The organism is Streptomyces sp. NPDC053427 (assembly GCF_044544985.1).
Taxonomy (GTDB): Bacteria; Actinomycetota; Actinomycetes; order Streptomycetales; family Streptomycetaceae; genus Streptomyces.
Genome location: NZ_JBITYA010000016.1, coordinates 197354 through 211817, shown reverse-complemented (window position 1 = coordinate 211817; position 14464 = coordinate 197354). Strand labels below are relative to the sequence as shown.

Here is a 14464-nt window from a genome sequence, read left to right as displayed (position 1 = left end):
AGGTGCCGGGTCGTAGCGGCGGAGCCGTGTAGGCCCGGTGCCGCTGCCGAACAGCCCCGCGCAGCGGCACCAGCCCGCCGCAGGCGCAACGGCGACGGAACCCTACGGCGGGGAAGCCGACAACGTGGGGCCCAGGCAAAGCGCAGCGGACAGGGACCCGATCGGCCCACCCCCGTCGCCCCCCGACCCGGCGGCGCCTAGCGTGGCGGCTGTGGGCCGCGCGCGGTGGGGAGCACGGCCGCGGGAGGAGAGCGATGAGCTTGTTGGGCCGGCCCGAGGAGCCGCGCGCGGAGCCCCCGGCGCGCCGGCCCAACTGGGGCGTGATGGCCCTGGTGGGCCTCACCGGGTTCGGCATGCTGCGCAGCGGGCTGTCGGACGAGGCAGACGGCCCGCCGCAGCCGGGCGGCGGTGCCCCCGCGCTCACGCCCGTCGGCGGCCGTCCCTCCGGGCCGCGGCTGGCCCGCTCCGCCGTCTCCCGGGTGGCCGTCCCCTCGCTCAAGATCTCCGCCCCGGTGGTCCCGCTCGGCCTGGACAAGGACGGCTGGATAGCCGCCCCACCGGCCCGGAACCCGAATCTGGCGGGCTGGTACGCCGATGGTCCGGCCCCCGGCGAGCCGGGCACCGCCGTCATCGTCGGCCATGTCGATCTCTACACCGGGCCCGCGGTCTTCTACCGCCTGGGCTCCCTCACCAAGGGCCGGACGATCCGGGTGACCCGCAAGGACGGGCGCACGGTGCTCTTCGAGGTCTACGGCATCCAGGTCTTCGCCAAGGAGCACTTCCCGGCCCGCCGGGTCTACGGCGCCACCGGGCGCCCCGAACTGCGCCTTCTGACCTGCGGCGGTGGCTATTCCGCCAGCGGCGGGTACGCGGGGAATGTGGTGGTCTTCGCCCGGATGACGGGAACCGTGCCGGCACGGCAGCCCGCCAACTCCCCTTAGATCAGCGGGACTTCAGGCGTTCCGGGGTCGCCCTCCGCGATGGCGGGGAACGGGCGGGGGCGACGCCGGAGCGGGCACCGGCCGAGGACCGGGGCCGGTCCGGTATCCGGGCCCCGAGGTGCGTGTGATGTTCTGGCCGCATGAGCCACTCGGTCACCACCTGGTACCTCGAGCAGACCTCGCCCACCGACCTCGCCCCCGGCGCAAAACCGGCGGCCGAGCAGGGTGTCCGTATCGTCCGGGCCGAGGTGCCGTCGCCGGAATTCAGCCGGTTCCTCTACACCGCGGTCGGCGGGGACGTCCTGTGGACCGACCGGCTGGGCTGGTCGTACGCGCGGTGGGCGGAATATCTGGGGCGACCGGGGGTGGAGACCTGGGTGGCGTACGAGCGCGGGACGCCCGCCGGGTTCATCGAGCTGGACGCCCAGCCTGAGGGGGTCGTGCAGATCGCCTACTTCGGTCTGATCCCGGCCTTCCGGGGCCGGAGGATCGGCGGGCAGCTGCTCTCGCACGGCACCGGGCGGGCCTGGGACCTGGCCGAGCGGTGGCCGGAGCGGGAGCGGACGACGCGGGTGTGGGTGCACACCTGCAGCGACGACGGTGTGCATGCGAGGGCCAATTACGAGCGCCGCGGGTTCCGGGTGTACGAGACGACGGTGACGGAGGAGACCGAGGCGCCGGTGCCCGGACCCTGGCCCGGCGCCGGACCGGTCATGCCCTTGCCGGACGCCGGAAAGTGATCTCCCGAGGGTGATCCGCAACACATTGTCTCGTCATTCGGGACACTGATGTCCAAATTCTGGACGACGGTGGACTGGCCAGAGAGCGACGTGCCACGCTTCCGTCATGTCTAGAGCTGGAATTGCCTTGGTGAGTCGGCGGCACGTCGACCTCGGCCGCATGTCCAGCGCCATTTGTCGGGCAGGCTGACGCAGCGCCGACCAGGGCCCCGAGCCCCGGACAGCAACCGCCGGCACCACCGATTTCCCGCCGTCCCCATTGTCGCGGACGCGGCCGTACCCCGCCCTCACAGCTCACCTCCGACGCGTTGCCGCGCGCCGTGTTTCGGTGTGTCTGCGCAGGTCACGCGGGTGTGCCGCGCCCGTCCGCCCCCTTGAGCCCGCCCAGAAGGACGTACACCCATGGCCGCCGACACCCCGGATAACCCCCAGCCCTCGGCCGGGGCCGCCACGACGCGCCGCAAGGCCGGCCGCCACCGCGGCGAGGGCCAGTGGGCCGTTGGCCACTTCACGCCGCTCAACGGCAACGAGCAGTTCAAGAAGGACGACGACGGTCTCAATGTGCGGACACGCATTGAGACGATCTACTCCAAGGCCGGCTTCGACTCCATCGACCCCAACGATCTGCGCGGCCGGATGCGCTGGTGGGGTCTGTACACCCAGCGCAAGCCCGGGATCGACGGCGGCAAGACCGCGATCCTGGAGCCGGAGGAGCTGGACGACAAGTACTTCATGCTGCGGGTCCGGATCGACGGCGGCCGGCTGACCGTGGCGCAGCTGCGCGCCATCGGCGAGGTCTCCGAGCAGTACGCCCGTGGCACCGCGGACATCACCGACCGGCAGAACATCCAGCTGCACTGGATCCGCATCGAGGACGTCCCCGCCATCTGGGAGAAGCTGGAGAGCGTCGGGCTCTCCACGACCGAGGCGTGCGGCGACTGCCCCCGAGTGATCATCGGCTCGCCGGTGGCGGGTATCGCGGCGGACGAGATCATCGACGGCACCCCGGCCGTGGACGAGATCCACGAGCGGTACATCGGCAGCAAGGAATTCTCCAACCTGCCGCGCAAGTTCAAGACCGCGATCTCCGGCTCGCCGGTGCAGGACGTGGTCCACGAGATCAACGACGTGGCCTTCGTCGGCGTCGTCCACCCCGAGCACGGCCCCGGCTTCGACGTCTGGGTCGGCGGTGGCCTGTCCACCAACCCCAAGCTGGCCCAGCGCCTGGGCACCTGGGTCCCGCTGGACGAGGTCGCCGACGTATGGGCCGGCGTGATCGGGATCTTCCGGGACTACGGCTACCGCCGGCTGCGCACCCGCGCCCGGCTGAAGTTCCTGATGGCCGACTGGGGCCCGGCGAAGTTCCGCCAGATACTGGAGGACGAGTACCTCCAGCGCAAGCTGGTCGACGGCCCGGCGCCGGAGCAGCCGCGCTCGAAGTGGCGCGACCACATCGGCGTGCACAAGCAGCAGGACGGCCGCTTCTACGTGGGCTTCGCCCCGCGCGTCGGCCGGGTCGACGGCACCACCCTCACCAAGATCGCCGAACTCGCCGGCGCGCACGGCTCCGACCGGCTGCGCACCACCGTCGAGCAGAAGATGATCATCCTCGACGTCGAGCAGGACCAGGTCGACGCGCTGGTCGCCGGGCTGGAGGCGCTGGACTTCCAGGTCACCCCCTCGCCGTTCCGGCGCGGCACGATGGCCTGCACGGGCATCGAGTTCTGCAAGCTGGCGATCGTCGAGACCAAGGGCCGCGGCGCGTCCCTCATCGACGAACTGGAGCGCCGGATGCCGGACTTCCGGGAGCCGGTCACCATCAACCTCAACGGCTGCCCGAACGCCTGCGCCCGTATCCAGGTCGCGGACATCGGTCTCAAGGGCCAGCTGGTGCTCGACAAGGACGGCAACCAGGTCGAGGGCTACCAGGTGCACCTGGGCGGCGCGCTGGGACTGGAGCCCGGGTTCGGCCGCAAGGTCCGCGGGCTGAAGGTGACCGCCGATGAGCTGCCCGACTACGTCGAGCGGGTGCTGCGCAACTTCGAGGCCCAGCGCGAGGAGGACGAGCGGTTCGCCACCTGGGCCGCCCGGGCCGAAGAGGGTGCGCTGAAGTGAGCGAGCCTCGGCGCGCGGCGTCGGCTGGACCGAGGAGCCGCGCAGTGACGAAGGAACGAGCAGTGACGAGGGAAGCCGGCGCCACAGAGCGTGCCGAGGCCGAGCGGGAGGCACAGTGAGCGAGCGAGCGGCGCCGTTCTACTGCCCGTACTGCGGGGACGAGGACCTGCGGCCCTCCGAGGAGGGTCACGGCGCCTGGGAATGCCGTGCCTGCAGCCGCGCGTTCCGGCTGAAGTTCCTGGGGCTGATGTCCCCGGGAGCCACCGGCCTTTCCCCTTCGGAATCCCACAGAGGTACCTCGTGACCACCGCTACCGACCTTCAGCAGCTCGCCGAGCGCGCGGGTCGCGACCTGGAGGACGCGTCCCCGCTCGAGATCCTGGCCTGGGCCGCCGAGACCTTCGGCGCCCGCTTCTGCGTCACCTCCTCCATGGAGGACGCGGTCGTCGCCCACCTCGCCTCGCGCGCCATGCCGGGCGTCGACGTGGTGTTCCTCGACACCGGCTACCACTTCCCGGAGACCATCGGGACGCGGGACGCGGTGGCGGCGGTGATGGACGTCAACGTCATCACCCTGACGCCCCGTCAGACCGTGGCGGAGCAGGACGCCGAGTTCGGGCCCGAGCTGCACGACCGTGACCCGGACCTGTGCTGCGCGATGCGCAAGGTCAAGCCGCTGGAAGAGGGGCTGACCGGCTACGACGCCTGGGCGACCGGGCTGCGCCGCGACGAGTCCCCGACCCGGGCGAACACCCCGGTCGTCGGCTGGGACGCCAAGCGGCAGAAGGTGAAGGTCTCGCCGATCGCGCGCTGGACGCAGGCGGACGTGGACGCGTACGTCGCCGAGCACGGCGTGCTCACCAACCCGCTGCTGATGGACGGCTACGCCTCCGTCGGCTGCGCCCCCTGCACCCGCCGGGTCCTGGCGGGCGAGGACGCGCGGGCGGGCCGCTGGGCAGGCAGCAACAAGACCGAATGCGGCCTGCACTGATGGCCGAACTTCAGCAAATTCGGGTCACCTTGCAGGGCACGGAAGATGTTCGAGACATTGCGGAAGCTCAGGAGAAGCCGATGACGGGCGCCACGGTGTGGCTGACCGGACTGCCGAGCGCGGGCAAGACCACGATCGCGTACGCGCTCGCCGAGCGCCTGCGCGGCGAGGGCCGCCGGGTCGAGGTGCTGGACGGCGACGAGATCCGCGAGTTCCTCTCGGCCGGCCTGGGCTTCACCCGCGCCGACCGGCACACGAACGTCCAGCGGATCGGCTTTGTCGCCGAGCTCCTGGCGAGCAACGGGGTCACCGCCCTGGTGCCGGTGATCGCCCCGTACGCGGACTCCCGCGAGGCGGTCCGCAAGCGCCACCAGACCGAGGGCAGCGCCTATCTCGAAGTACATGTGGCCACCCCCGTCGAGGTGTGCTCCGAGCGTGATGTGAAGGGGCTGTACGCCAAGCAGGCGGCCGGCGAGATATCCGGCCTGACCGGCGTGGACGACCCCTACGAGCAGCCCGAATCGCCCGACCTGCGCATCGAGTCGCACACCCAGACCGTGCAGGAGTCCGCAGCCGCGCTCCACGAGCTGCTCGTCGAAAGGGGACTGGCGTGACCACCGCGACCATTGCTACCGAGACCGAGGGCGACAGCCCCTACGCCCTGTCGCACCTGGACGCCCTCGAGTCCGAGGCCGTGCACATCTTCCGCGAGGTGGCGGGCGAGTTCGAGCGGCCGGTGATCCTGTTCTCCGGCGGCAAGGACTCCATCGTCATGCTGCACCTCGCGCTGAAGGCGTTCGCGCCCGCCGCGGTGCCGTTCTCGCTGCTGCACGTCGACACCGGCCACAACTTCCCCGAGGTCCTCGATTACCGCGACCGCGCCGTCGAGCGGCACGGCCTGCGGCTGCACGTCGCCTCCGTCCAGGACTTCATCGACCGCGGCGAGCTGCGCGAGCGGCCCGACGGCACCCGTAACCCTCTCCAGACCGTCCCGCTGCTGGACGCCATCGACAGGAACCGTTTCGACGCGGTCTTCGGCGGCGGCCGGCGCGACGAGGAGAAGGCACGCGCCAAGGAGCGGGTGTTCTCGCTGCGCGACGAGTTCGGCGGCTGGGACCCGCGGCGGCAGCGCCCCGAGCTGTGGCAGCTCTACAACGGCCGGCACTCGCCCGGCGAGCACGTCCGCGTCTTCCCGCTGTCCAACTGGACCGAGCTGGACGTGTGGCAGTACATCGCCCGCGAGAAGATCGAACTGCCCGCCATCTACTACGCCCATGAGCGTGAGGTCTTCTCCCGCAGCGGCATGTGGCTGGCTCCCGGTGAGTGGGGCGGCCCCAAGGACGGCGAGACGCTGGAGACGCGGCTGGTGCGCTACCGCACGGTCGGCGACATGTCCTGCACCGGCGCGGTCGACTCCGACGCCGACACCATCGAGGCCGTCATCGCGGAGATCGCCGCCTCCCGGCTCACCGAGCGGGGCGCGACCCGGGCCGACGACAAGATGTCCGAGGCCGCCATGGAGGACCGTAAGCGCGAGGGGTACTTCTAACCATGAGCACCACTAATGCTGTTGAGGGCGTCGTGGACGCCGGCGCGACCTCGTTGCTGCGTTTCGCCACCGCCGGTTCCGTCGACGACGGCAAGTCGACCCTGGTCGGGCGGCTGCTGCACGACTCCAAGTCGGTGCTCGCCGACCAGCTCGAGGCCGTCGAGCACGCCTCCCGCAACCGCGGGCAGGAGGCGCCGGACCTGGCGCTGCTGACGGACGGCCTGCGCGCCGAGCGGGAGCAGGGCATCACCATCGATGTCGCCTACCGCTACTTCGCCACGCCCCGTCGCCGCTTCATCCTCGCCGACACCCCGGGCCATGTGCAGTACACCCGGAACATGGTCACCGGTGCCTCGACCGCCGAGCTGGCCGTCGTCCTGGTCGATGCCCGTAACGGCGTCGTCGAGCAGACCCGGCGGCACGCGGCCGTGGCCGCCCTGCTGCGCGTCCCGCACGTCGTCCTCGCGGTCAACAAGATGGACCTGGTCGACTACGCCGAGCCCGTCTTCGCCGCCATCGCCGAGGAGTTCACGACGTACGCGGCCTCGCTGGGCGTCCCGGAGATCACCGCGATCCCGATCTCGGCGCTGGCCGGCGACAACGTCGTGACGGCGTCGGCCAACATGGACTGGTACGGCGGCCCGACCGTCCTCGAGCACCTGGAGACCGTCCCGGTCGTCGCGGATCCCTCCGACGACCCCGGCCGCTTCCCGGTCCAGTACGTGATCCGCCCGCAGACCGCCGAACACCCCGACTACCGCGGCTACGCGGGCCAGATCGCCTCCGGCGTGCTGCGCGTCGGCGACCAGGTGACCGTGCTGCCCTCGGGCCGCACCAGCACCATCGAGGCGATCGACGCGCTCGGCCAGGCCGTGGACGTGGCCTGGGCGCCGCAGTCGGTGACCGTCCGGCTCGCCGACGACATCGACGTCTCGCGCGGTGATCTGATCGCCCCGACCGCCACGGCTCCGTCGGTCTCCCAGGACATCGAGGCGACGATCTGCCATGTCGCGGACCGGCCGCTGACCGTCGGCCAGCGGGTGCTGCTCAAGCACACCACCCGCACCGTCAAGGCGATCGTCAAGGACATCCCGTCCCGGCTGACCCTGGACGACCTCTCCCAGCACCCGGCGCCGGGCGAACTGGCCGCCAACGACATCGGCCGGATCGTCGTGCGTACCGCCGAGCCGCTGGCGCTGGACGCCTACGCCGACTCCCGGCGCACCGGCTCCTTCCTGCTGATCGACCCGGCGGACGGTACGACGCTGACCGCGGGAATGGCGGGCACCGCATTCGCGGAGGCGGCCGCGGAAGCCGCCCCGGCCGCCGAGGCGGACAACGACGGATGGGACTTCTGAGCATGCTCAAAGACATGTTCTCCACCTTCGCCATAGAGGGCGGCCGGATCGGCAGTGGCGCCCTCGGCAGTGGCCAGGGAGGAGTCGGGCGATGTGTGTGCTGACGATGCCTGACTCCGTACCCCCCACGCCCCCCTTCCGAAGATCCATCGATCTGCCGGGCGCGCCTTAGAAGGGCGCATACCGCCCCGGCCCTCCGAGAGGACCCCCTCCCGTGTCTGCCGTTCGACACCGCCTGCTGGCGGCCGCCGTCTCCGTCCCACTCCTTGTCGGCGCGCTGGGCGCCTGCGGCTACGGCTCCGAGGCCAAGAAGGACACCGCGGCCAGCGTCGCCCCCAAGGGCCCCAAGACTGACGGACTCGATCAAGTCCGGATCGGCCTCTTCGGCAACACCACGCACGCCACCCCGCTGGTCGGCCTCCAAAAGGGCCTGTTCCAGAAGGAACTGGGCGGCACGCAGGTGAAGTCCTCCACCTTCAACGCCGGCCCCGCCGAGATCGAGGCCCTCAACTCGAACGCCATCGACATCGGCTGGATCGGCCCCTCGCCCGCGATCAACGGCTACGTCAAGTCGCACGGCAAGAGCCTGAAGATCATCTCCGGTTCGGCCTCCGGCGGTGTCTCGCTGGTGGTCAACCCCAAGAAGATCAAGAGCCTGGACGATCTCAAGGGCAAGACGATCGCGACCCCGCAGCTGGGCAACACCCAGGACGTGGCGCTGCTGAACTTCCTGGCCGACAAGGGCTACAAGGTCGACGCCACCTCCGGCAAGGGCGACGTCACCGTCCAGCGCACCGACAACAAGGTGACGCCGGCCGCCTTCCAGGAAGGCTCCATCGACGGCGCCTGGGTGCCCGAGCCCACCGCCTCCAAGCTCGTCGCCGCGGGCGGCAAGACGATCCTGGACGAGAAGAAGCTGTGGAAGGACGGCAAGTTCGTCATCACGAACGTGATCGTCTCCCAGAAGTTCCTCAAGGATCACCCCAAGGCCGTCGAGGCGGTACTGCGGGGCTCGGTGAAGACCAACGCCTGGATCCGGACGCACCCGCAGGAAGCGAAGCAGGCGCTCAACGCCAAGCTCGCCGACTCGAACGTCGCCGGCAAGGCGCTGCCGGGCGACATCATCGACCCGGCGTTCAAGAACATCGACATCACCGATGACCCGCTGGCCGCCACCCTCCAGGAGGAGGCGGACCACGCCGTCAAGGCAGGCCTGCTGAAGAAGCCCGACCTCAAGGGCATCTACGACCTCACCCTGCTGAACAAGGTGCTCAAGTCCGAGGGCAAGAAGCCGGTCGACGACGCCGGCCTCGGCAGCTGACCGCCCTCCATCCCACAGCACCGCAGTCCCCCAGGAGGTGACACCGATGACGACCACCACACTCACCAAGCGGCCCGCACCGGCGGCCCCGGCCGGCACCGTGCCGTACGCCGCTCGCATCGACCATGTCTCGAAGTCGTTCGGCCGGCCCGGCGCGCAGCAGCATGTGCTGGACGACATCAGCATCGATGTCGCACCGGGCGAGTTCGTCTGCCTCCTGGGGGCCTCGGGCTGCGGCAAGTCCACCCTCCTCAACCTCGTCGCCGGCCTCGACGCGCCGTCGGCGGGCAGCATCGAGACGCCCGGCAGCCGGCCGGCGCTGATGTTCCAGGAGCATGCGCTCTTCCCGTGGCTGACCGCGGGCCGCAACATCGAACTGGCGCTGAGGCTGCGCGGGGTGCCGCGCGCCGAGCGCCGCGCCGAGGCCGAGCGGCTGCTCGAACTCGTCCGGCTGGGCGGTGCGTACGGCAAGCGCGTGCACGAGCTCTCCGGCGGTATGCGCCAGCGCGTCGCGATGGCCCGTGCGCTCGCCCAGGACAGCCAGCTCCTGCTGATGGACGAGCCGTTCGCCGCGCTCGACGCCATCACCCGCGACGTCCTGCACGACGAGCTCACCCGCATCTGGCGCGAGACGGACCTCTCGGTCCTCTTCGTCACCCACAACGTCCGCGAGGCGGTACGGCTCGCCCAGCGCGTGGTGCTGCTCTCCTCCCGTCCCGGCCGGATCGCCCGCGAGTGGCAGGTGGACATCCCGCAGCCGCGTCGCATCGAGGACGCCGCGGTCGCCGACCTTTCCGTCGAGATCACCGAACAGCTCCGTGGGGAGATCCGCCGCCATGGCCAGCACTGAGACCACGTCCGCCACCGCAACCGCCGGCGAAGCCGACGACGGTCCGGCCGCCGATACGCCCGCCGGGGCGGCCGCGAAGACGCCGGTCGCTCGCGACACCGCCGGCGATCTCGCCGGTCTGGAGGCAGGGCTCGACGCCCTGGAATCCACCGTCGTCGACCGTCAGCCCTGGCTGCGTACCCTTGCTGCAAAGGCGTTCCCTCCCCTCATCGCCATCGCGATCGTGCTGGGACTGTGGCAGCTCGCCTACCACTTCCAGCTCAAGCCGCACTACCTGCTGCCGAGCCCCGTCGATGTCGCCCGTTCCCTCCAGGAGAAGTGGCTCCAGGGCACGCTGCTGAGCTACGTGTGGACCAGCATCTCCCGCGGCGCCCTCGGCTTCCTGGCCTCGGTCGTCATCGGTACGCTCCTCGGTCTGGTCGTCGCCCGCGTCAAGGCCGTACGGGCCGCGATCGGCCCGATCCTGAGCGGTCTGCAGTCCCTCCCCTCGGTGGCCTGGGTCCCGGCGGCGATCATCTGGTTCGGGCTGAGCGACGCCACCATCTACGCGGTGGTGCTGCTCGGCGCCGTCCCCTCCATCGCCAACGGCCTGGTGGCCGGCGTCGACCAGATCTCGCCCCTCTACCTGCGGGCCGGCCGCACCATCGGCGCCACCGGACTGGCGGGCGTGCGGCACGTCCTCCTCCCTGCATCACTCCCCGGCTACATCGCCGGCCTCAAGCAGGGCTGGGCCTTCTCCTGGCGCTCGCTGATGGCCGCCGAACTCATCGTCAACGCCCCCGACCTGGGCACCGGCCTGGGCCAGCTGCTGGAGCAGGGCCGCGAGATCGGCGACATGTCCTGGGTACTGTCCGCCATCCTCCTGATCCTCATCGTCGGTATCGGTATCGAGCTGCTGATCTTCGCGCCGATCGAGCGGCGGGTGCTGCGCAGCCGCGGCCTCCTCGTCAAGAGCTGAATCATGAATGCACGCCCCGCTCTCCTCGTCATAGCCCACGGCAGCCGCGACCCGCGGCATGCGGCGACCGTCTCCGCGCTCTGCGCGCGGGTGCGGGCGCTGCGGCCGGGGCTGCGGGTCGAGGTCGGCTACCTCGACTTCAACGCGCCCGCGGTGCCCCAGGTGCTGGAGCGCCTGTCGGCCGAGGGTGTGCGGGATGTGGTGGCGTTGCCTCTCCTCCTCACTCGCGCCTTCCACGCGAAGTCCGACATCCCCGCGGTGCTGCGGGAGGCCGCGCTGCGGCTGCCCCTGCTGACCGTCCATCAGGCCGAGGTGCTCGGCCCCTCCGCCCTCCTGACCGCCGCGCTGGAGCGGCGGCTGGAGGAGGCCGGGCTGCGGCCCGGTGACCGCCGCTCGACCGGGGTCGTACTGGCCTCGGCGGGCTCCAGTGACCCGGAGGCGATCGCAGTGATCGCTGAAATCGCGCGGGAGTGGCGGCGCACCGCCAACTGGTGTGCCGTGCGACCTGCGTTCGCCTCCGCATCTCTGCCCCGTACGGCGGACGCCGTGCGGGCACTACGGGCCGAGGGCGTCGACCGGGTGGCCGTGGCGCCGTACGTCATCGCCCCCGGCTTCCTCCCGGACCGCATCGCCGCCGGGGCCCGCGAGGCCGGCGCGGACATCCTCGCCCCGGTGCTCGGCGCCGCCCCCGAGCTGGCCCGGCTGCTGCTGCGCCGCTTCGACCAGGCGGCCGCGGCCCGCGTCCGGCCGGAGCTGACGGCGCTGAGCGCCTGACGTACGCCGTGTGGCCGGCTCGCACCGAGCGGGTCATGCGGCGGCCGCCGCGGACGCCCCGGGCCGGAAATCGGCCCGGCCTTTCTCGTAGACCGTCAGTCCCCGAGCCAAGTGGAGCGGCACCAGCAGCAGCTCCACGATGAGGGCCTTCCAGGCGTAGACGAGGTTGACGGCCTTGGTCGCATAGACGCAGGGGATGTTCAGCAGGACGCCGGCGAGCGGGAGTTTGCGGCGGTGGGCGGCGTAGATCAGTGGTGGCGCGGTCAGTGCCAGCTCGGCCCCGGCCCACCAGGCGAACGCCGACGGCAGCGACTGATCGGTCGTCGCGGCGACCACGAAGGGCGTGGCCCACCACAGGGGCGCGGTGAGGATTTCGAGCAGGGCGAGCAGCACCCAGACCGCCAGCAGCGGTTTGTGCACGATCAGTCGACCCAGGTGCAGCCGTACGTTCTGGCAGAAGCCGGCCATCCAGCGCCAGACCTGTTTGCGCAGATAGGTGAGGTCTTCCGGGTCGGCGGCCAGGGCCACGGCGTCGGAGACATAGACCGCCCGTCGGCCCGCGATCTGCTGCGCCCACGTGAAATCCATATCCTCGACGATGGTCCGCTCGGGGAATCCGCCGAAGGCCACCAGGTCCTCCCGCCGGAAGACCGAGCAGCAACCGGAGCAGACCATGGGGCTGTTGGCGCGGGCCTGGATGGGGCGGTGGAAGTGGAAGCCGAAGAGATACTCGGTCGAGCGTCCGCGCTCCCAGAGCGTGCGGGTACGGCGGGTGCGGACCGTGCCCGCCGCGACCGCGACGCCGGGGTCGTCGAAGACGGGGACGACGGTCTCGATGTAGTCCGGCGCGAGAACGGTGTCCGCGTCGACCGCCAGTACAAGGTCGGTGGCGCAGTGCGGAAGCGCGTAATTCTGCGCCTTCGCCTTGCTTCCGAGGTTGCGCGGCGGCCGGAGAACGCTTACGCCGTGTGATGCCGCCACCTCGCCCGTACGGTCGGTGGAGGCATCGTCCACGACCAGGACCCGGTCAGGCGGCACCGTTTGGCACGCCAGCGATTCCAGTGTGTCCGGCAGCCCCTCCTCCTCGTTGTGAGCTGGGACGATGACGGTGATGGTGTGCATGGTGCGCTCCCCCTGTCGTGCGGATCCGGCCGGCTACGACGACGGTCAGGCCGATCACGCCGTAGACGATGGTGCTGATGCCGATGAACGGCAGTCCTCCGTGCATGTCACCGACCGTAGCGAGGTGGGGCGTTCGATGGTTTCGGAGGCATCCTCCTGTGGATAACTCCGTCGGGTCCGTTCCCGTGGAGCCGGGTCGGACGAGCTCGGCGGCGACCCCGAACGCAAAAAAGCCGCCGGCCGTCGCGCCCCGTGGGGGAGAGCGCGACGGCCGGCGGATGGTGCCGGGCTGCCGGAGTGGTTACTCGACGACCTTCAGCAGCTTGTTGGGCGTGCCGTCACCCGGGTTGCTGATCTTGTCGGGAGTGGCGCCGTCCGTCAGCGCCTTCTCCACGTCCGCGGGCTTGGCGTCCTGGTGGCCGGCCAGGTAGACCGCGGCGGCGCCGACGACGTGCGGGGTCGCCATGGACGTGCCGGAGATGGTCTTGGTGGCGTCGTCGCTGTCGTTCCAGTCCGAGGTGATGTCGGAGCCGGGGGCGTAAAGGTCGACCACGCTGCCGTAGTTGGAGAAGTCGGACTGCTCGTCCTTGTCGGTGCTGGAGGCCACCGTGATGGCCTCCTTCACGCGCGCCGGGGAGCCCTGGCCCGCGTCGGTGGACTCGTTGCCCGCCGCGACGCCGAAGGTGACGCCGGAGTCGATGGCCTTCTTGACGGCCGCGTCGAGCGCCTCGTCCGCACCGCCGCCGAGCGACATGTTGGCGACCGAGGGGCCCTTGTGGTTCTTGGTGACCCAGTCGATGCCCGCGACGACCTGCTCGGTGGTGCCGGAGCCCTGGCCGTCCAGGACCTTGACGGCCACGATCTTGGCCTTCTTGGCGACGCCGTGGGCCTCACCGGCGATGGTGCCCGAGACGTGGGTGCCGTGGCCGTTGTCGTCCTCGGCCTTGTCGCTGTTGTCGATGGCGTTGAAGCCGTACGACGCGCGGCCGCCGAAGTCCTTGTGGCTGATGTGGACACCGGTGTCGATGACGTACGCGGTGACGCCCTCACCCGCGCTGTCGGGGTAGTTGTACTTCTTGTCGCCCTGGGTGTCCGCCTGGTCGATGCGGTCCAGGCCCCACGACGGCGGGTTGTCCTGGGTGGCGTCGATGTGGAACTTCTTGTTCTGTACGACCTTGTCGACGGCCGGGTCGGCGGCGAGGCGCTTGGCCTCCTCCTCGTCCAGACCGGTCGTCGAGAAACCGTCGACGGACGAGTAGCTCCGCTTGACCTTGCCGCCGTACTTGGAGGCGAGGTCGCCGCTCTCGGCCGTGCGGACCGACTTCTTCAGCATGACGATGTAGCTGCCGTTCACGGCACCCTTGGCCTGGGCGCCGTAGATCTTGCCCTCGGCGGGGGCGGAGGAGGCGCCGGCGGTGACCGCAGTGACGGCGGCGATACCAGTGGCGGCAACTGCGGCGGTTATCGCCGTGATGAGCCGCTTCTTGCTGGAACGCTTGTGATCCATTGCGAGGGTTCTCCTCGTTCGTGGTGTGGGGGGAAAGCGTTGCGCAATAGCCCGAAGAGACCGGAAGATCTACGCCGGACTGGTTCGAAACCCTGTCGGATTGACGGGTCCAATTCAAGGGCCGCCCAGCCGTGTGAGATAGGCAACAACCATGAACAAATACAAAGCCCATAGAAGCGGGCAAAAAACGCTGCGTAGTTGACGGGGAGTGACTCAACTCCCTTTACGTTCACGCAATG

15 protein-coding genes are annotated in these 14464 nt (G+C 70.4%); 13 read left to right on the top strand and 2 right to left on the bottom strand.

The window, feature by feature from the left end; translation table 11 throughout:
* Nucleotides 1–254 precede the first annotated feature (254 nt).
* The 13 genes from ACIGWZ_RS36205 (at nucleotide 255) to ACIGWZ_RS36145 (ending at nucleotide 11596) form a co-directional block, all read left to right on the top strand.
* A complete protein-coding gene (locus tag ACIGWZ_RS36205; protein WP_400071713.1) occupies nucleotides 255–941 on the top strand; it encodes a class F sortase in 687 nt (228 codons plus the stop codon).
* A 140-nt stretch (nucleotides 942–1081) separates the two neighbouring features.
* Nucleotides 1082–1681, top strand: a complete 600-nt coding sequence (locus ACIGWZ_RS36200) for a GNAT family N-acetyltransferase (protein ID WP_400071711.1) — start codon at nucleotides 1082–1084, stop codon at nucleotides 1679–1681.
* Between the two features lie 106 nt (nucleotides 1682–1787).
* Complete coding sequence (locus ACIGWZ_RS36195; protein ID WP_350257049.1) at nucleotides 1788–1871, top strand: putative leader peptide; 84 nt, start codon at nucleotides 1788–1790, stop codon at nucleotides 1869–1871.
* 212 nt (nucleotides 1872–2083) lie between these two features.
* Nucleotides 2084–3796 (top strand): nitrite/sulfite reductase, encoded by a 1713-nt coding sequence (locus ACIGWZ_RS36190; RefSeq protein ID WP_400071709.1) that lies wholly within the window; start codon nucleotides 2084–2086, stop codon nucleotides 3794–3796.
* Between the two features lie 115 nt (nucleotides 3797–3911).
* Nucleotides 3912–4100 carry a hypothetical protein gene (locus tag ACIGWZ_RS36185; RefSeq protein WP_400071707.1) on the top strand — a complete coding sequence of 63 codons (189 nt, stop codon included), beginning with the start codon at nucleotides 3912–3914 and terminating at the stop codon, nucleotides 4098–4100.
* Nucleotides 4097–4786, top strand: coding sequence for a phosphoadenylyl-sulfate reductase (locus ACIGWZ_RS36180; RefSeq protein ID WP_400071705.1), 690 nt, complete (start codon nucleotides 4097–4099; stop codon nucleotides 4784–4786). Before ACIGWZ_RS36185 ends, ACIGWZ_RS36180 begins: the two co-directional genes overlap by 4 nt.
* On the top strand, nucleotides 4786–5400 hold the full coding sequence (gene cysC / locus ACIGWZ_RS36175) for an adenylyl-sulfate kinase (protein WP_400071731.1): 615 nt from the start codon (nucleotides 4786–4788) through the stop codon (nucleotides 5398–5400). Before ACIGWZ_RS36180 ends, cysC begins: the two co-directional genes overlap by 1 nt.
* The gene (cysD, locus tag ACIGWZ_RS36170; protein ID WP_400071704.1) at nucleotides 5397–6335 is read left to right on the top strand and encodes a sulfate adenylyltransferase subunit CysD; all 939 of its coding nucleotides are present in this window, start codon (nucleotides 5397–5399) and stop codon (nucleotides 6333–6335) included. The genes cysC and cysD overlap by 4 nt, the downstream gene beginning before the upstream one ends.
* A gap of 2 nt (nucleotides 6336–6337) precedes the next feature.
* Nucleotides 6338–7693, top strand: a complete 1356-nt coding sequence (locus ACIGWZ_RS36165) for a sulfate adenylyltransferase subunit 1 (protein WP_400071702.1) — start codon at nucleotides 6338–6340, stop codon at nucleotides 7691–7693.
* Between the two features lie 214 nt (nucleotides 7694–7907).
* Nucleotides 7908–9014 (top strand): aliphatic sulfonate ABC transporter substrate-binding protein, encoded by a 1107-nt coding sequence (locus tag ACIGWZ_RS36160; RefSeq protein ID WP_400071700.1) that lies wholly within the window; start codon nucleotides 7908–7910, stop codon nucleotides 9012–9014.
* A 46-nt stretch (nucleotides 9015–9060) separates the two neighbouring features.
* Nucleotides 9061–9864, top strand: coding sequence for an ABC transporter ATP-binding protein (locus ACIGWZ_RS36155; protein WP_400071698.1), 804 nt, complete (start codon nucleotides 9061–9063; stop codon nucleotides 9862–9864).
* Entirely contained in the window at nucleotides 9851–10822 is a 972-nt protein-coding gene (locus ACIGWZ_RS36150; RefSeq protein WP_400071696.1) for an ABC transporter permease, read from the top strand. The genes ACIGWZ_RS36155 and ACIGWZ_RS36150 overlap by 14 nt, the downstream gene beginning before the upstream one ends.
* A 3-nt stretch (nucleotides 10823–10825) precedes the next feature.
* The gene (locus ACIGWZ_RS36145) at nucleotides 10826–11596 is read left to right on the top strand and encodes a sirohydrochlorin chelatase (protein WP_400071695.1); all 771 of its coding nucleotides are present in this window, start codon (nucleotides 10826–10828) and stop codon (nucleotides 11594–11596) included.
* 33 nt (nucleotides 11597–11629) lie between these two features.
* On the opposite strand, the gene ACIGWZ_RS36140 is transcribed toward ACIGWZ_RS36145, so the two are convergent.
* Complete coding sequence (locus tag ACIGWZ_RS36140; RefSeq protein ID WP_400071693.1) at nucleotides 11630–12718, bottom strand: glycosyltransferase family 2 protein; 1089 nt, start codon at nucleotides 12716–12718, stop codon at nucleotides 11630–11632.
* 301 nt (nucleotides 12719–13019) lie between these two features.
* Nucleotides 13020–14225: a S8 family serine peptidase gene (locus ACIGWZ_RS36135; RefSeq protein WP_400071691.1), complete on the bottom strand. Its 1206-nt coding sequence runs from the start codon at nucleotides 14223–14225 to the stop codon at nucleotides 13020–13022.
* Between the last annotated feature and the right edge of the window lie 239 nt (nucleotides 14226–14464).